The sequence below is a fragment of the Klebsiella grimontii genome (assembly GCF_900200035.1).
Taxonomy (GTDB): Bacteria; Pseudomonadota; Gammaproteobacteria; order Enterobacterales; family Enterobacteriaceae; genus Klebsiella; species Klebsiella grimontii.
The window spans coordinates 54,824-71,583 of sequence record NZ_FZTC01000022.1 but is presented as its reverse complement, the minus strand read 5'-3'; the positions used below and the strand labels follow the sequence as shown (position 1 = coordinate 71,583).

Sequence of the window (16,760 nt, the reverse complement as noted above, 5' to 3'; positions counted from 1 at the left end):
GTTTTTATCCAGCCTGGCGTTGATGCTAACAGCTATTGACAGGAACACCGAGGGTGGGGGTAGCAAGAATACAATTTTCAGAATTTATAAAATAAAAAAAGCGCTGCCGGAGCAGCGCTTTATGCGTCATTACTTGACCTGCTGGCCCGGCTGGGCGCCGCTGTCCGGGCTGAGCAGGAAGATATCTTTCCCGCCAGGACCCGCGGCCATCACCATGCCTTCAGAAACGCCGAAGCGCATTTTGCGCGGCGCCAGGTTGGCGACCATCACCGTCAGGCGGCCAATCAGCACCTGCGGGTCCGGGTAGGCGGAACGGATGCCGGAGAAGACGTTGCGCTTCTCGCCGCCGAGATCCAGCGTCATGCGCAGCAGCTTGTCGGAACCGTCCACGAACTCGGCGTTTTCAATCAGCGCGATGCGCATATCGACTTTGGCGAAATCGTCAAAAGTAATGGTTTCCTGAATCGGATCGTCCGCCAGCGGGCCGGTGACCGGCGCTGACAGCGCTTTGACTTCTTCTTTCGACGCTTCGACCAGCGCGTCAACCTGCTTCATCTCAATGCGGTTGTAGAGCGCTTTGAAAGCGTTAACCTTGTGACCGAGCAGCGGCTGCTGGATAGCATCCCAGCTCAGTTCGCCGTTGAGGAACGCTTCGGCGCGGGCGGCCAGCTGCGGCAGGACCGGCTTCAGCCAGGTCATCAGCACGCGGAACATATTCAGGCCCATGGTGCAGATGGCCTGCAGGTCGGCGTCGCGCCCTTCCTGTTTAGCCACCACCCACGGCGCCTGCTCGTCAACGTAGCGGTTCGCCACGTCGGCCAGCGCCATGATTTCGCGGATAGCTTTACCGAACTCGCGGCTGTCCCACGCTTCGCCAATGCTTGTTGCCGCATCGGTAAAGGTTTTATACAGCTGAGGATCGGCCAGTTCGGCGGACAGCATGCCGTCGAAACGCTTGTTGATGAAACCGGCGTTGCGCGAGGCGAGGTTAACCACCTTGTTGACGATATCGGCGTTAACGCGCTGCACGAAGTCTTCCAGGTTCAGGTCGATGTCATCGATACGCGACGAGAGCTTGGCGGTGTAGTAGTAGCGCAGGCTGTCTGCGTCAAAATGATTCAGCCAGGTGCTGGCCTTAATAAAGGTGCCGCGCGACTTGGACATCTTGGCGCCGTTGACCGTCACGTAGCCGTGAACGAACAGGTTGGTCGGTTTGCGGAAGCTGCTGCCTTCCAGCATCGCCGGCCAGAACAGGCTGTGGAAGTAGACGATATCTTTACCGATAAAGTGATACAGCTCGGCGGTGGAGTCTTTCTTCCAGTATTCGTCGAAGCTGGTGGTATCGCCGCGCTTGTCGCACAGGTTCTTGAAGGAACCCATGTAGCCGATCGGCGCGTCCAGCCAGACGTAGAAGTATTTGCCCGGCGCGTTCGGGATTTCGAAGCCGAAGTACGGCGCATCGCGGGAGATATCCCACTGCTGCAGTCCGGACTCGAACCACTCCTGCATTTTATTCGCCACCTGCTCCTGCAGCGCGCCGCTGCGGGTCCACGCCTGCAGCATTTCGCTGAACGACGGCAGGTCGAAGAAGAAGTGCTCGGACTCGCGCATCACCGGCGTCGCGCCGGAGACGACCGATTTCGGCTCGATAAGCTCGGTCGGGCTGTAGGTCGCGCCGCACACTTCGCAGTTATCGCCGTACTGATCCGGTGATTTGCACTTCGGACAGGTGCCTTTTACAAAACGGTCCGGCAGGAACATGCCTTTTTCCGGATCGTAGAGCTGAGAGATGGTGCGGTTTTTGATAAAACCGTTCTCTTTCAGACGCGTATAGATAAGCTCCGACAGCTCGCGGTTCTCGTCGCTGTGCGTGGAGTGATAGTTGTCATAGCTGATGTCGAAGCCAGCAAAATCGGTCTGATGCTCCTGACTCATTTCGCCAATCATCTGTTCCGGGGTGATACCGAGCTGCTGCGCTTTCAGCATGATCGGGGTGCCGTGGGCGTCGTCGGCGCAGATGAAGTTGACCTCGTGGCCGCGCATTCGCTGGTAACGGACCCAGACATCAGCCTGGATGTGCTCCAGCATGTGGCCGAGGTGGATTGAGCCGTTTGCGTACGGCAGCGCGCACGTTACCAGAATTTTCTTCGCGACTTGAGTCATAGTGGGCATTACATCTTCTATTGTAAAAAGGGGTTTCGATGTTACCGCAAAGGCAATAATTTGGTAAGCCCAAAGCTTATTGTGGGGGAATTATTCCCTTTAAGGTAAACTTAACGCACAAGATTCAACTCACAATAACAAAGGAGTCGGGATGAGTTCGCAATCCCAGGCCAAATCCCCCGAGCGTCTGCGCGCGATGGTCGCCGGGACCCTGGCTAATTTCCAGCACCCAACCCTGAAACATAACCTCACTACGCTGAAGGCGCTGCATCACGTCGCCTGGCTGGACGAGACCGTGCACATTGAAATTCAGATGCCGTTCGTCTGGCATAGCGCGTTTGAGGTGCTCAAGGAGCAGTGCAGCGCCGAGCTGCTGCGCATTACCGGCGCTAAAGCTATTGACTGGAAGCTGACGCACAGCATCGCCACGCTGCAGCGGGTAAAAAATCAGCCCGGCATCAACGGCGTGAAAAACATCATCGCCATCAGCTCCGGCAAGGGCGGGGTGGGTAAATCGTCTACCGCGGTCAACCTCGCGCTGGCGCTGGCGGCGGAAGGGGCGAAAGTCGGCATTCTGGATGCCGATATTTACGGCCCGTCGATTCCGACCATGCTCGGCGCGGAAGATCAGCGTCCCACTTCGCCGGACGGCACCCATATGGCGCCGATTATGAAATTTGGTCTCGCCACCAACTCCATCGGCTATCTGGTCACCGACGACAACGCCATGGTCTGGCGCGGCCCGATGGCCAGCAAAGCGTTAATGCAGATGCTGCAGGAAACCCTGTGGCCGGATCTCGATTACCTGGTGCTGGATATGCCGCCGGGCACCGGTGATATTCAGCTGACGCTGGCGCAAAACATTCCGGTCACCGGCGCGGTGGTGGTGACTACGCCGCAGGATATCGCCCTGATCGACGCCAAAAAAGGTATCGTGATGTTTGAGAAAGTCGAAGTGCCGGTGCTGGGGATTGTGGAAAACATGAGCATGCATATTTGCAGCAACTGCGGACACCACGAGCCTATCTTCGGTACCGGCGGCGCGCAAAAGCTGGCCGAGAAATACCATACCCAGCTGCTGGGCCAGCTGCCGCTGCATATCACCCTGCGCGAAGACCTCGACAAGGGAACGCCGACGGTGGTGGCGCGCCCGGAAAGCGAGTTTACCGAAACCTACCGCCAGCTGGCAGACCGCGTCGCGGCGCAGTTGTACTGGCAGGGCGAAGTTATCCCCGGTGAAATAGCTTTCCGCGCGGTCTGATTTTCCCTCCCTTCTGAACCGTACGGCACGTTGCGCCGTACGGTTTGTTATCGTATCCGCCCCGTTTTCTCTTTCCAAAATAATCACCGCGTGAATGATATAAGCGTTAAATATTACTTGTTTTTATTCACATTTAGCGATGTTGAGATTTGTCAATAAAACATATTGTTAACATTGTTTTCCGCTGGCGGTTGTGCGAGCTTGATTAGCATAGAAGTGAAGTATTTTAATTCGCCGTGACGATGTTTAATTTTGGCTGTGTGATTTGGCGAAACGTGGAAGTTATCAGTACTACGTCAATAAAAACGATGGAAGGAAAGTATAGCCGTAATACATTTCCGGAGTGCATGATGAACAATATTGCTCTAATCGTTAAGTTACGAGAACTGCTGGTTATTTTTATGCATACGCGCACGCTGCCGGAGAAAGCCGCAGACGCGTTACGCTATTGCCAGGAGCATCTCCCGATGGCTGAAATTCCGATTGGTGCTTATGGTGAATACAGTGATATTTTTGAACAGCTTGTTTTTTTATCGGATGAAAAGAGTCGTACTGCCCCGGATGATTTATTGCGTAGCGGCGGCGATTTGATATTAAGTATTTTAATGCTCTATGAGCACGTGGCTTCCGGTATTGCCGTCGAGGAATTTATGCATAAACAAAACCGCTTTAACGGATAGCATTATCGCATCGAAAAACAAAACGCCAGCGGCAGGGATAGCGCGCTGGCGTTCGGCTTTTAGCGATGGTAGAAAATCTCGCCATCATAGATTTTGAGGATTTTTCCCTCGGTTTCGGTAATCAGAACGTAGCTTCCGCCCATATAGGTCCAGCGGGTCCCGGCATCCGGGGCAGGCAAATTGCGCTGCTGCCACTGCTTGATGTTGTATTCTGGCGTGAGGTACAGCGGCGGTACGGTGTCGCCGATGTGGAATTGTTTGAAGTCTGCGGTCACCCCATCCAGCTCATATTTCTGTATACCTTCGCCGGACGCCGCCCACGCTCCGCTGGAGCAGGCCAACAGTACGCCCAGAAGCATCATTTTTGTTTTACGCATAATTTCCCCATTATTATCCTGGACACAAAATCGCAGCCTCGTATGATTCCTGATAGGTCAAGGAAATGGCAAGCATTGGTTTGGTTAAAAGTGTAAGCAAACGGTGATACGGCGACGTTTTTCATCGGGGCGCGTCTGTTTTGAGAATAATCCGGGGTGGGGAGTGGGTATGTTCAGGCTGGAAGATCTGGCATTGTTTGTCCGCGCAGCGGCGTTAAGCAGCTTCAGCGATGCGGCGCGGGAGGCCGGGCTGCAGCCCTCGCAGGTCAGCGCGGCGATAAAGCGTCTCGAAACGACGCTGAATATCCGTCTTTTCGCTCGTTCGACGCGAAGCTTACGCCTGACGCCGGAGGGCGAAACCTGGCTGCCTTATGCCACGCAGATGATCGATACGCTGCACGCCGGGCTGCAAAAAATCCACACGCCGGATGACGAAGTCCGCGGAACGTTACAAATCGCCGTGCCGTCTGACCTTGGGCGCAATTTGCTTCTGCGCGTGTTTCGCGATTTTCGCCAGCGGCATCCTGCGCTGCGCCTGCGGATACTGTTTTCCGATCATCGGACCGACGTGTTTAAAGACCCGGTGGACGTCGCGTTTCGCTACGGCGATAACGACGATGCCTCGTTTATTTCTCTGCCCGTTGCGCCGGATAATCGCCGGGTGCTGGTAGCCTCGCCCGGCTGGATAGCCGAAAACGGCGAACCGCAGACGCTGGAAGATTTGGCCCGACACAACGCGCTGACCTACGTGCTGCGCGGCAGAGCGTTCGACCGCTGGCCGTTGAGCCTGGAGGGGAAAGTCCATCACGTGCAGGTTTCCGGCACTATCGTGAGCGATGACGCCGAGGTGATACGCCGCCTGGCGGTTGCCGGGGAGGGCATCGCCTTCAAGTCTGAACTCGACGTCGGCGATGATATCCGCGAAGGGCGGCTGCGGGTGCTGTTGCCGCACTATCAAGGAGACGTGGTGCCGCTGAATATGATTTGCCCGCACCGTAAACAGCTTTCTCCCGCGGTACGGCTGCTGTATGACGCAGTGAAAGAAGCGTGCGAAGCGGTTAATTCCCGCGCGCCCTCTGCGGGCCGGTAGCACCGCCTGCGGGAACGGTGTCGGGATGATGAATCGGCGTGGCTTTTTCCCGGTGGCGCTGGGCTTAGCCGGGCTACGGGTTCACAGCTGTCTGCGGTCCGATAGCCGGTAGCCCGGACAAGGCGCGCCAGCGCCGCCTCCGGGAACACGATTGGCACTAACCTTAATGCTTCACCAGCGTGGCAAAGTAGTACACCAGCGGAATTGCCAGGATCCACAGGCCAATCGGGATTTCTCGCCACTTCCCGGCGATGGTTTTGATCACCACATAAAACAGCAGCCCGCCGGCAATTCCGGTGCCGAAGCTATTGGCAATCAGCGTAATCATCACCATCATCAGCACCGGCAGGCCGTCGGTGAAGTTTGCCAGATCCACTTTGCGCAGGCCGCTGAACATATTCAGGCCGATCAGGATCAGCGCCGGCGCGGTCGCCTCTTTGGGGATCATCAGCGCCACCGGAGTAAACAGCAGCATCAGCAGGAACATCACCGCCGCCGATAGCGCGGTTAACCCGGTTTTGCCGCCGGCTTCCGCGGCCGCCGAGGATTCAATCAGCGCGGTCGCCGCCGGAATGCCCAGCCAGGGGCCAACGGCCGCGGCGATCGAGTCAACCATAAACGGGCGATTGATATGCGGCATATTGCCTTCTTCATCCAGCAGACCCGCTTCGCCGCCCACTGCCAGGGTAGTGCCCATGGTGGAAAAGAACTCTGAAGCGAAGAACACAAACAGGAACGGCAGGAAGGCGATATTCAGCGCGCCCAGCATATCGATTTGCCCCAGCACCGGCGTCAGCGAATGCGGCATATCGATAAAGCTGCCCGGCAGCCTGGTAACGCCCATCGGAATCCCGACCAGGGTGGCAAAGAGAATCGCCCACAGAATCGACCCGGGAATTTTTCTCGCCTGCAGGGCGATGGCCAGAAACAGCCCGCAGAGCGCCACCAGCGCCCCCGGCGAGAGAAAATCGCCGAGCATCAGGGCGTTGGTTTTGGCGTTGGCCAGCACCAGCCCGGCGTTACGGAAGCCCAGCACCGCGACGAACAGCCCGATGGACGCCGTCAGGCCGAGCTTGATCGACTGCGGCACCGAACGGGTCACCACTTCACGCAGGCCGAACTTCGTTAGCAGGAAAAACAGAATCCCCGACCAGCAGGCGATACCGAGACCGACCTGCCAGCCAATGCCTTCGCTGCCCGCCAGCGTGACGCCGACCAGCACCGAGCCGCCGATGCCCGGCCCGACGATAAACGGCAGGTTGGCATAAAACGCCATCAGCAGCGTACCGCCGACGAACACCAGGATCGTGCCGGTGGTTGCCGCGCCTTTATCCATCCCGCCAACCGCCAGCAGGCCGGGGATAACCACCAGCAGATAGGCGGCGGCGAGAAAGCCGGTGATGCCCGCGAGGCATTCGGTGCGCAGCGTACTGCCGCGGGAATACAAGGCAAAACGGCGCTCCAGCCAGCTACCTTGCGCGGATGAGTTAAGGGTATTGTCGGCCATGCTCAGGCTCCCTGATGATTATTGTTGTGTTCTGGGCGTTCCGGGATTTCCCGGCTCTCTATCAGCGGCTCGACTATCTGGCGAGTGCCGCCATCGGTCAAACCTAAATCCGTCAAATGCGGACCGGCATTACAGGCCAGGCAGGTACCCTCAATCGCCTTAAATACGCGGTAGGGCGGCTCCCAGTCGGCGATTTCCGCGCTCAGGTCGCGAAGCTCGCGGAACTGCCGCGCCAGCTCCGTGGCGGGTAAGTCGGAGAGCATCCCGGCAATCGGCATCGCTACGTGGGCGAGGATTTTTCCCTGCTGCGACAGCGCCATGCCGCCGCCGGATTCGATCAGCCGGTTTGCCGCCAGCGCCATATCGTCAGGATCGCGGCCGAGCACCACCAGGTTGTGGGAATCGTGGGAGTAGCTGGTGGCGATAGCGCCGCGCAGTTCGCCCCAGCCCTCTAATAGCGCAATTTGCGGTTTTGCTTCGTGGCGGCCGTGGCGATGCTTAACCCAAATCAGGCTAAATCCGTCCGGGATTTGCACTTTGCCATCGCGGACCTGTACCTCAACCTCTCCCCACTGGGTGAAGCGTGCGCCGCGAATATGCCGCAGGCGGGCGACGCCGTGGCGAATAGCGCCGACGCGAAGGATAAAATCGGCTGGGCTGAGCGGCGGCATCTGTAGGGTATCGCGCGGCGGGGTCACGCCGCTCGCCGACGGAATCGGCTCCAGCAGGGCGCCCGCGCGGGCAATCAGCTTACCGGCGACGTAAACTTCCCGCGCGGCGAGCTTTTTTAATGAATCGAAAACCACCAGATCGGCACGGCGTCCGGCGGCAATCAGCCCCAGATCGTTACGTTGCAGCCGGATCGCCGCGTTTAAGGTGGCGAAACGCAGGGCGTCTGTTGCCGGCAATCCGTGCTCAATCAGGAGGTTGAGCAGGGCGATAATGCCGCCTTTTTCCAGCAGCATATCCGGCGGCACATCGTCGGTGCAGACGGTGATTTGCGAGGAGAGATGCGGCAACGATTTCAGTGCGTTAACGATATCCGGCAGCAGGTAAGGGTGCGAACCGCGGATCTCTACCGTCAGCCCGGCGCGCAGTTTTTCCAGCGCATCTTCCGCCGAGGTGAGTTCGTGATCGGAGGTGACCCCGGCGGCGAGATAGGCCTGCAGATCCGCGCCGCTCAGGCCGCGCGCGTGGCCTTCAATCAGCTTGCCGCTGTCCAGGCCGGCCTGGATAATCTCCTGCATCCTCTCGCTGCCGTGCAGCACGCCATGCATGTCCATCACTTCGGCGACGCCGCAAACTTCCGGCCAGGCCAGCATAGCGGCCATTTCCGCGCCGGCGAAATCGGCGCCGGACATCTCCAGCCCCGGCGTGGACGGTACGCTGGAGGGGGCGGCGACCATCACCTGCAGCGGCAGATGGCGGCTGGCGGCGACGGCGTAGCGCACGCCCTCAACGCCCAGCACGTTGGCCAGCTCGTGCGGGTCCCAGAATACCGCCGTCGTGCCCTGAGCCAGGACGATTTCGGCATAGCGTTCAGGCGGCAGGTGAGAGCTTTCAAGATGGACGTGGGTATCCATCAGCCCCGGAGACAGGAAACACCCCGCCAGCGAGCGGCGTTCGTGGGCATCGGAGCGGCTGCCGCGCGGGTGCACGCTGGCGATCCTATCGCCGACGATCCCGACATCGGCCTCGCGAATTTCGCCGGTGGCCATGTCGACAATCTGCGCGTCGGTTAATAAGAGATCGAAAGGGGATTCTCCGCGCGCGGCCTGCACGGCGCGGCGGCGAGTTTCAGCACTGCTGGACATAACAACTCCGGCACAAGGATAATGGGGATACTCTAGGGGCAGAGCAAACGTTTGCCCAGATGAATAAATTTATCGCCCGATAACCTCGGGTTATTCTGCATGCTCACCGTTGACGAAAACATGATGACCGAACCCTGGCAGCGTCTGCCCGCGCTCTCTCTCAAGCAGATTCAGTACTTTGTGACCCTGGCCCAGCTACGTCACTTCACCGACACCGCTAACCGGTTGGCTATCAGTCAGCCGGCGCTAAGCAGCGCGCTGCGGCAAATCGAGACGGTGCTGGGCGGTAAGCTGGTCAACCGCACCGCCTCGGCGGTCACCTTAACCGAACTGGGGGCGGCGATTTTGCCCCACGCCCGGCGGGTGCTGAGCGTGGCGCAGCTGGCGTTTCAGGATATGCAGCAGATAGTCGAGGCCGGCGGCGACGGTACGGTGCGTATCGGTCTGGTGCCCTCGGTGAGCTCGCTGCTATTTCCTCGGCTGCCGCAAACGCTGGCTCAGGCGTTTCCGCGCCTGAGAGTGGAGTTTCACGATCAGACTAACGACGCCCTGTTTTGCGAGCTGCAGTCGGGAAAGATAGATTTTGCCGTAGGCGCAATAGACCGTTCGTTACCGCCTGAGCTGCAGGTTTATCCTCTGCGCGAAGATCCGTTTGTGGCGGTGCTGCACTGCGACGATCCGCTGGCCGGGCAGCCGCATCTGCCGTGGAAGCTGCTCGCGGGGCGCGATATCGCGGTGTTCTCAAAGGGCAATATTCAGCGCCTGGTCGGCGCGCTGGCGGAGAGCCATCGCCTCACGCTGCATACGCGTTATCAGGTTGACTATATTGAAACGCTTTACGGCCTGGTGCGTTCCCGGCTGGCGGTGGCGATTCTGCCTGAGCTTTATACCACTCACCTTCAGGATCCGGCGTTAAAGGTGGCGCAACTTCAGCAGCCGGCGCTGACGCGAACCGTGGCCCTGATGCGCGGGCCGCAGCCTCTGCCGCCGCTGATAGAAGCGTGTTTTACATTATTACTGAGTTCGCTGCGGGAAGTGAATCTGTAGAGGCCGTTGCTCTCTCAGCTTGTTGTGGTGAAATGCGAGAGAGGTAACGGAATAGTTTCTTGTGCCTTTTAAAATCAAATAGTTATGGCTCTTTAAAAAAATCAATTTGTTGCAAAAATGTTGGTAGATTGTTCTTGGCGGATAAATTTATTATAAAACAATAAGATATGGTTAGTGTGTTCCCCGCGCCAGCGGGGATAAACCGCCTCCGTTCCCCAGTTGCCGGGACATCTGTCCGTGTTCCCCGCGCCAGCGGGGATAAACCGCCAATTCGATAGGCGCGGTCACGGTCCGTTACGTGTTCCCCGCGCCAGCGGGGATAAACCGCCGCGGTTGATATGCGGGGTTTCCCACCAGTCGTGTTCCCCGCGCCAGCGGGGATAAACCGGCTATCGCGTGGCCAGCTCTGACCCGTCGAAAGTGTTCCCCGCGCCAGCGGGGATAAACCGCTGGCGAGTGGACTGATAATGGTGCTTCTATCGTGTTCCCCGCGCCAGCGGGGATAAACCGGCACCCTGTATCCCGCGCGGTGGGTAACGTTAGTGTTCCCCGCGCCAGCGGGGATAAACCGCGATTGATAAATCCGCTCACACGTCACCCCGGGTGTTCCCCGCGCCAGCGGGGATAAACCGTCGACGATGACAACGATGATGATGAAGATGAGGTGTTCCCCGCGCCAGCGGGGATAAACCGCTCGTTCCCGTATTCGCGACAGAGGGCATTCGGTGTTCCCCGCGCCAGCGGGGATAAACCGCTTATCGGTAGCGCACAAGCGGCGCTCTACACGTGTTCCCCGCGCCAGCGGGGATAAACCGTCCTCGATACAGCCTGGCCGCGATACCGTTATGTGTTCCCCGCGCCAGCGGGGATAAACCGGGGACCGGATAAATTCGAACATCACTTTCAGGGTGTTCCCCGCGCCAGCGGGGATAAACCGCGTTTTGCCGTGACACCCTCATCCCAGTAATCGTGTTCCCCGCGCCAGCGGGGATAAACCGGTGTCTCCATCCATAAGAACGAAGTGAGTGACGTGTTCCCCGCGCCAGCGGGGATAAACCGGTCCATGATGTTGTGTTTTTTCACCCAGCTGAGTGTTCCCCGCGCCAGCGGGGATAAACCGGTGATATCCCTTACCCAGGCTTCAAAAAGTTGGTGTTCCCCGCGCCAGCGGGGATAAACCGTGCGCGCGCTTCTTCTTCATCCGCTCCTTTGGGTGTTCCCCGCGCCAGCGGGGATAAACCGGACTTATAGCCATCGCCCATGTCGAATACCCAGTGTTCCCCGCGCCAGCGGGGATAAACCGGGGCGGCCGGTAGTCGTCCTTTCCAATAATGAGTGTTCCCCGCGCTAGCGGGGATAAACCGAACAGCCCACAAAACTTTTTGCATGGGGCCGCGTGTTCCCCGCGCTAGCGGGGATAAACCACAGTCAATGTTTCCCGAACATGGTTCTAAAGAGTGTTCCCCCGCAGCTGGCCGCCGCGGGGGCTGATTTACGGCGTCACGATATTGAACCAGAACTCAAATTTATCCATATAGCCCAGCATCTCATCCAGCTTCGCGCCATCGCCGGTCACTTTCACTTCACCCTTATCTTGCGCCTGTTTTAGCGTTTCCTCTTTCAGGATGATTTTGTTCAGCGTGGCGCGATCCAACGCAATGGTAGCATCCGCGTCCTTGGCTTCGGCATCGGCGGTGTGGTTGAGCACGCCGTTTTCCAGCTCCAGCTTATATTTACCGCCATCGTTACCCAGGTCGATATTGAACACCGCTTTGGCGGTTCCGGCTTTCTCACCATTAATATGCACCGCAAGGTAATCGAAGAACATTTCCGGGGTCATCGCCCGTACGGTATCCGGGCTGGCGGTGTTCGGCGTCGGGCCTTTCACTACGCCGTTGCGTAGCTCCTGAGCGCCGGTCAGGTAGAAATTACGCCACGGTCCTGATTCCGCCTGATAGCCCAGCTGCTCCAGGGCATCGGCTTCCAGATTGCGCGCCTCCAGATTACCAGGATCGGCGAAGACAATTTTACTCACGACCTGCGCTACCCAGCGATAGTTGCCCTGGTTGTAGTCCTCTTTGGCTTTCTTGAGGATAGCGTCGGCGCCGCCCATATAATCAACGAATTTCTTCGCCGCTTCTTCCGGCGGCAGTTCATCCAGCGTAGCCGGGTTGCCGTCGAACCAGCCGAGGTAGAGGACGTAAGTCGCTTTTACGTCATGGCTGACGGAACCGTAGTAGCCGCGGTTGGCCCAGGTGTTGGCCAGGCTGTCCGGCAGCTTGAATTTGGCGGCGATCTCATCGCGGGTCAGGCCCTCGTTGGCCATGCGCAGGGTCTGGTCATTGATGTATCGATACAGATCGCGCTGGCTCTTCAGCAGGTTAACCACGTTCTCATTGCCCCAGGTCGGCCAGTGGTGCTGGGCCATAATGATTTCGGCCTTGTCCCCCCAGCGTACGATGGCGGCGTTGATATATTTCGACCACGGCAGCGGTTCACGAATTTTCGCCCCGCGCAGCGAGTAGGTGTTATGCAGGGTGTGGGTGACGTCTTCTGCGGATTCAATCAGCTTCTTCTCTTCGATATACCACAGCATTTCCGACGGTGCTTCTGAGCCCGGCGCCAGCATAAAATCGTAGGTCAGCCCGTCGATGGTCTCTTTCTGGCCATCTTTCTCGATGATATTGGTGGGAGCAATCAACGTGACGGTGCCGGCGGAGGTCGTGGTGCCGAGGCCTGCGCCAACCTGGCCGGTGGCATCCGGTTTCAGCAGGTTGCCGTACATATAGCTGGCGCGGCGGCTCATTACGTTCCCGGCCATAATGTTTTCAGCAACGGCGGCTTCCATAAAACCGGAAGGCGCGTAGATTTTGACTTTACCGGATTTCACATCGGCTTCATCGACCACGCCGCGAACGCCGCCGTAATGATCGACGTGGCTGTGGGTGTAGATCACCGCAACGACCGGCTTATTGCCGCGATTTTTGTAATACAGATCCATTCCGACCTTTGCGGTCTCCGCCGATACCAGCGGATCGACAACGGTGATGCCTTCTTTGCCTTCGATAATGGTCATGTTGGAGAGATCGAGGTTGCGGATCTGGTAAACGCCTTCGGTCACTTCAAACAGGCCGCTAATATTGATCAACTGGGATTGACGCCAGAGGCTGGGGTTGACCGTATCCGGCGCCTTTTCACCCTCTTTAACAAAGTTGTACTGCTGCGGGTTCCAGATAACGTTGCCCTGTTCGCCTTTAATCACCTCCGTAGGGAGCGCGGCGATAAAGCCTTTATGCGCGTTGGTAAAGTCGGTGTTATCGGAGAAGGGAAGCTGTTTGTACAGCGCGTCGTTTGCCTGTTTGGTTGCCGCGGCGGCTGCTTTGGGAGACGTTTCCGCCCAACTGGTCATGGAGAGGGTCGAAATGATTCCTGCCAGAGCCAGACTTTTCATAATCGGTGTTAATTTCATCGGAATCCTCATGGGTTTACGCTGATTCACTCGTTAATTTCGATATGACGCCGGGTTACATCCTGTAACGCCTTCTAAACTATAAACACGTATCTGAAAAAGTGTTTATTTTGTTAATTATTTGATTGCTTATTGTTAAATCCAGATCGGCGTGCGCTCCTCTAACCGCGCCAGGCCAGCTTGCGTTGTCCCGCGACTTACCGTAACCTGCCCGCTGAGAACGTTTTTATCTCTCAATGACTCGGGGTGCCCTTCTTTGTGAAGGCTGAGAAAAACCCGTACCACCTGATCTGGATAATGCCAGCGTAGGGAAGTCAGAGACCGCAGGGTCGTCGCTTCTTCATCGCCTGGCGGGAGCAAACGATGTCTGACCTGCTGAACCCCGCGCATATCGCCCATCTGCGGCACCTTTTTCACCGTCATTCCCCTCTTGTGCACTGCATGACGAACGACGTGGTGCAGACCTTTACCGCCAACGTCCTGTTAGCGATTGGCGCATCCCCGGCGATGGTTATCGACCCGGACGAAGCCAGCCAGTTTGCCGCTATTGCCGATGCGCTGCTGATTAATGTCGGTACGCTGACCGTCGAACGCGCGGCGGCGATGCGTGCGGCGGCGCATAGCGCAACGCAGGCGGGCAAGCCCTGGGCGCTGGACCCGGTAGCGGTCGGCGCGCTGACCTTACGGACAGAATTTTGCCGGGAGCTGCTGGCGCTGCAGCCTGCCGCCGTTCGCGGTAATGCCTCGGAAATTATGGCCCTGGCCGGAATGAGCGGCGGCGGGCGCGGCGTCGATACCACCGATACCGCCGCCGCAGCGCTGCCCGCGGCGCAGGCGCTGGCCCGCCAGTTGAATACCGTGGTCGCGGTCACCGGCGAGGTCGATTACATCACCGATGGCCAGCGCACGCGCGCGGTCACCGGCGGCGATCCGCTAATGACCCGGGTAGTTGGCACCGGCTGCGCGCTATCGGCGGTGGTTGCCGCCGCTGCGGCGATGCCCGGCGATCGGCTGGAGAACGTGGCCGCGGCCTGCGGTCTGATGAAGCTGGCGGGGGGAAAAGCGGCGCGGCAAGGCGGCCCCGGCAGCTTTACTCCCGCCTTTCTCGATGCGCTCTACGCGGGAGGTGACCTGTGAAACGAATTAACGCGTTAACCATCGCCGGCACCGACCCGAGCGGCGGCGCGGGGATCCAGGCGGATCTCAAAACCTTCTCGGCGCTGGGCGCTTACGGCTGCTCGGTCATCACCGCGCTGGTGGCGCAAAACACCCGCGGCGTCCAGTCGGTGTACCGTATAGAGCCTGATTTTGTCGCCGCGCAGCTCGATTCGGTCTTCAGCGATGTGCGCATCGATACCACCAAAATCGGGATGCTGGCGGAAACCGATATCGTCGAGGCGGTGGCGGAACGGCTGGCGCGCTACCGGATAACCAACGTGGTGCTGGATACCGTCATGCTGGCAAAAAGCGGCGATCCGCTGCTCTCAGCCTCGGCGGTGGAGACGCTTCGCCAGCGCCTGCTGCCGCAGGTGTCGCTGATCACCCCGAACCTGCCGGAGGCGGCGGCGCTGCTGGATGCGCCACATGCCCGAACGGAAAAGGAGATGCTGGAGCAGGGCAGAGCGCTGCTGGGAATGGGCTGCGGAGCGGTATTAATGAAGGGCGGCCATCTTGATGATGCGGAAAGCCCTGACTGGCTCTTTACCCGCGACGGGGAGCAGCGCTTTACCGCGCCGAGAGTCCAGACCAAAAACACCCACGGTACCGGCTGTACGCTGTCGGCGGCGCTGGCGGCGCTGCGTCCGCGTTACGATGATTGGGGGCGAACCGTGGCGGAAGCCAAGGGCTGGCTCTCTGCGGCGCTGGCGCAGGCCGATTCGCTGGAAGTGGGGCACGGCATCGGTCCGGTCCACCATTTCCACGCCTGGTGGTAACCGGCAAGACAACGTGTCAGCAGACTATGCTGAAAAAATAGGCTCCCGGCTGGAAAATATGCTGAGTCGGTACCAGGCTTAACCTGCCCAAAATAATTGGGTTGGGAAAACGCATGCCGGTTTCGACCGGCACTTACGGGAGATAGCTATGACTGATATTACGCAGTTGCTTGGCAAAGATGCCGACACGCTTTTACAGCACCGCTGTATGACGATTCCAGCCGACCAGCTCTATTTACCGGGGGCGGATTATGTCGATCGGGTGATGGTGGATAACAATCGTCCGCCGGCGGTGCTGCGTAATATGCAAACCCTGTATAACACCGGCCGCCTGGCGGGAACCGGGTATCTGTCGATCCTGCCGGTCGACCAGGGCGTAGAGCATTCTGCTGGCGCCTCTTTTGCCGCCAACCCGCTGTACTTTGATCCGAAAAATATCGTCGAACTGGCCATTGAGGCCGGTTGTAACTGCGTGGCCTCCACCTATGGCGTGCTGGCCTCGGTGTCGCGCCGCTATGCGCACCGCATCCCCTTCCTGGTCAAACTGAACCATAACGAAACGCTGAGCTACCCGACCGAATACGATCAGACGCTGTACGCCAGCGTTGAGCAGGCATTCAATATGGGCGCCGTAGCGGTCGGGGCGACGATCTATTTCGGTTCCGAGCAGTCTCGTCGGCAAATCGAAGAAATCTCCGCTGCGTTTGAACGCGCGCACGAACTGGGTCTGGTGACCGTGCTGTGGGCCTATCTGCGTAATTCGGCGTTTAAGAAAGATGGCGTCGACTACCATGTTTCCGCAGACTTAACCGGCCAGGCCAACCACCTGGCGGCGACCATCGGCGCGGATATCGTGAAGCAGAAAATGGCGGAAAATAACGGCGGCTATAAAGCGGTGAACTTCGGCTATACCGATGACCGGGTTTACAGCAAGCTCACCAGCGATAATCCGATCGATCTGGTGCGTTACCAACTGGCGAACTGCTATATGGGCCGCGCCGGGCTGATTAACTCCGGCGGCGCGGCGGGTGGCGAAACCGATCTCTCCGACGCGGTGCGCACGGCGGTTATCAATAAGCGCGCGGGCGGCATGGGGCTGATCCTGGGACGTAAGGCGTTTAAAAAATCGATGGCCGACGGCGTGAAGCTGATCAATGCCGTGCAGGATGTCTATCTGGACGGCAAAGTCACTATCGCTTAAGCACTCGCGTCGTCTGCCTTCCCCGGCGGCGCTGCGCTTGGCCGGGCTACCGGTTCACCGCCGTCTGAGGATCGGAGCCCGGACAGGCGCGTCAGCGCCGCCTCCGGGAAGCTATGCAGAGCAGGGTGACCGGTTCACCGCCGTCTGTGGGCCGGTAGCCCGGACAGGCGCGTCAAGCGCCGCCTCCGGGAAGCCATGCAGAGCAGGCGACGGGTTC

At 58.7% G+C, this 16,760-nt stretch carries 12 protein-coding genes, 1 CRISPR repeat array and 1 riboswitch; of the genes, 7 read left to right on the top strand and 5 right to left on the bottom strand.

Annotated features, from left to right (window positions below; genetic code table 11):
- Positions 1 to 129: 129 nt before the first annotated feature.
- Positions 130 to 2,163 (bottom strand): methionine--tRNA ligase, encoded by a 2,034-nt coding sequence (gene metG / locus KOSB73_RS21085; protein WP_082236941.1) that lies wholly within the window; start codon positions 2,161 to 2,163, stop codon positions 130 to 132.
- A 151-nt stretch (positions 2,164 to 2,314) separates the two neighbouring features.
- Here metG and apbC point away from each other — a divergent pair, with 151 nt between their 5' ends.
- Together apbC and KOSB73_RS21075 are read left to right on the top strand one after the other, a co-directional pair.
- Complete coding sequence (apbC, locus tag KOSB73_RS21080; RefSeq protein ID WP_004122768.1) at positions 2,315 to 3,424, top strand: iron-sulfur cluster carrier protein ApbC; 1,110 nt, start codon at positions 2,315 to 2,317, stop codon at positions 3,422 to 3,424.
- A 350-nt stretch (positions 3,425 to 3,774) separates the two neighbouring features.
- Complete coding sequence (locus tag KOSB73_RS21075; protein ID WP_024359185.1) at positions 3,775 to 4,104, top strand: hypothetical protein; 330 nt, start codon at positions 3,775 to 3,777, stop codon at positions 4,102 to 4,104.
- A gap of 59 nt (positions 4,105 to 4,163) precedes the next feature.
- On the opposite strand, the gene KOSB73_RS21070 is transcribed toward KOSB73_RS21075, so the two are convergent.
- Positions 4,164 to 4,481 (bottom strand): RcnB family protein, encoded by a 318-nt coding sequence (locus tag KOSB73_RS21070; RefSeq protein WP_024359184.1) that lies wholly within the window; start codon positions 4,479 to 4,481, stop codon positions 4,164 to 4,166.
- 169 nt (positions 4,482 to 4,650) lie between these two features.
- Between KOSB73_RS21070 and KOSB73_RS21065 the strand changes: the two genes are divergently transcribed.
- Positions 4,651 to 5,571: a LysR family transcriptional regulator gene (locus KOSB73_RS21065; RefSeq protein WP_024359183.1), complete on the top strand. Its 921-nt coding sequence runs from the start codon at positions 4,651 to 4,653 to the stop codon at positions 5,569 to 5,571.
- 163 nt (positions 5,572 to 5,734) lie between these two features.
- Here the strand turns inward: KOSB73_RS21065 and KOSB73_RS21060 are convergent, their stop codons facing one another.
- Together KOSB73_RS21060 and KOSB73_RS21055 are read right to left on the bottom strand one after the other, a co-directional pair.
- Positions 5,735 to 7,078: an NCS2 family permease gene (locus tag KOSB73_RS21060; RefSeq protein WP_024359182.1), complete on the bottom strand. Its 1,344-nt coding sequence runs from the start codon at positions 7,076 to 7,078 to the stop codon at positions 5,735 to 5,737.
- A 2-nt stretch (positions 7,079 to 7,080) separates the two neighbouring features.
- Entirely contained in the window at positions 7,081 to 8,892 is a 1,812-nt protein-coding gene (locus KOSB73_RS21055; protein WP_098140944.1) for an adenine deaminase, read from the bottom strand.
- A 120-nt stretch (positions 8,893 to 9,012) separates the two neighbouring features.
- On the opposite strand from KOSB73_RS21055, the gene KOSB73_RS21050 reads away from it, so the two are divergent.
- Positions 9,013 to 9,939, top strand: coding sequence for a LysR family transcriptional regulator (locus tag KOSB73_RS21050; protein WP_165775026.1), 927 nt, complete (start codon positions 9,013 to 9,015; stop codon positions 9,937 to 9,939).
- A gap of 176 nt (positions 9,940 to 10,115) precedes the next feature.
- Positions 10,116 to 11,364: a CRISPR direct-repeat array (repeat unit 29 nt; unit sequence GTGTTCCCCGCGCCAGCGGGGATAAACCG).
- Positions 11,365 to 11,431: 67 nt separating this feature from the next.
- Here KOSB73_RS21050 and KOSB73_RS21045 read toward each other — a convergent pair.
- Positions 11,432 to 13,408, bottom strand: coding sequence for an alkyl/aryl-sulfatase (locus tag KOSB73_RS21045; protein ID WP_098140942.1), 1,977 nt, complete (start codon positions 13,406 to 13,408; stop codon positions 11,432 to 11,434).
- Positions 13,409 to 13,640: 232 nt separating this feature from the next.
- A riboswitch (TPP riboswitch) is annotated at positions 13,641 to 13,737 on the top strand.
- Between the two features lie 34 nt (positions 13,738 to 13,771).
- Between KOSB73_RS21045 and thiM the strand changes: the two genes are divergently transcribed.
- The 3 genes from thiM (at position 13,772) to fbaB (ending at position 16,543) form a co-directional block, all read left to right on the top strand.
- A complete protein-coding gene (gene thiM / locus KOSB73_RS21040; RefSeq protein WP_004138623.1) occupies positions 13,772 to 14,545 on the top strand; it encodes a hydroxyethylthiazole kinase in 774 nt (257 codons plus the stop codon).
- The gene (gene thiD / locus KOSB73_RS21035; protein ID WP_049099702.1) at positions 14,542 to 15,342 is read left to right on the top strand and encodes a bifunctional hydroxymethylpyrimidine kinase/phosphomethylpyrimidine kinase; all 801 of its coding nucleotides are present in this window, start codon (positions 14,542 to 14,544) and stop codon (positions 15,340 to 15,342) included. Before thiM ends, thiD begins: the two co-directional genes overlap by 4 nt.
- Before the next feature lie 148 nt (positions 15,343 to 15,490).
- Complete coding sequence (gene fbaB / locus KOSB73_RS21030; protein WP_004103793.1) at positions 15,491 to 16,543, top strand: class I fructose-bisphosphate aldolase; 1,053 nt, start codon at positions 15,491 to 15,493, stop codon at positions 16,541 to 16,543.
- Positions 16,544 to 16,760 lie beyond the last annotated feature (217 nt).

Excerpts from the sequence above, each read along its gene's own strand:
- metG (WP_082236941.1), bottom strand. The coding sequence starts at position 2,163 with ATGACTCAAGTCGCGAAGAAAATTCTGGTAACGTGCGCGCTGCCGTAC.
- apbC (WP_004122768.1), top strand. The coding sequence starts at position 2,315 with ATGAGTTCGCAATCCCAGGCCAAATCCCCCGAGCGTCTGCGCGCGATG.
- KOSB73_RS21075 (WP_024359185.1), top strand. The coding sequence starts at position 3,775 with ATGAACAATATTGCTCTAATCGTTAAGTTACGAGAACTGCTGGTTATT.
- KOSB73_RS21070 (WP_024359184.1), bottom strand. The coding sequence starts at position 4,481 with ATGCGTAAAACAAAAATGATGCTTCTGGGCGTACTGTTGGCCTGCTCC.
- KOSB73_RS21065 (WP_024359183.1), top strand. The coding sequence starts at position 4,651 with ATGTTCAGGCTGGAAGATCTGGCATTGTTTGTCCGCGCAGCGGCGTTA.
- KOSB73_RS21060 (WP_024359182.1), bottom strand. The coding sequence starts at position 7,078 with ATGGCCGACAATACCCTTAACTCATCCGCGCAAGGTAGCTGGCTGGAG.
- KOSB73_RS21055 (WP_098140944.1), bottom strand. The coding sequence starts at position 8,892 with ATGTCCAGCAGTGCTGAAACTCGCCGCCGCGCCGTGCAGGCCGCGCGC.
- KOSB73_RS21050 (WP_165775026.1), top strand. The coding sequence starts at position 9,013 with ATGATGACCGAACCCTGGCAGCGTCTGCCCGCGCTCTCTCTCAAGCAG.
- KOSB73_RS21045 (WP_098140942.1), bottom strand. The coding sequence starts at position 13,408 with ATGAAATTAACACCGATTATGAAAAGTCTGGCTCTGGCAGGAATCATT.
- thiM (WP_004138623.1), top strand. The coding sequence starts at position 13,772 with ATGTCTGACCTGCTGAACCCCGCGCATATCGCCCATCTGCGGCACCTT.
- fbaB (WP_004103793.1), top strand. The coding sequence starts at position 15,491 with ATGACTGATATTACGCAGTTGCTTGGCAAAGATGCCGACACGCTTTTA.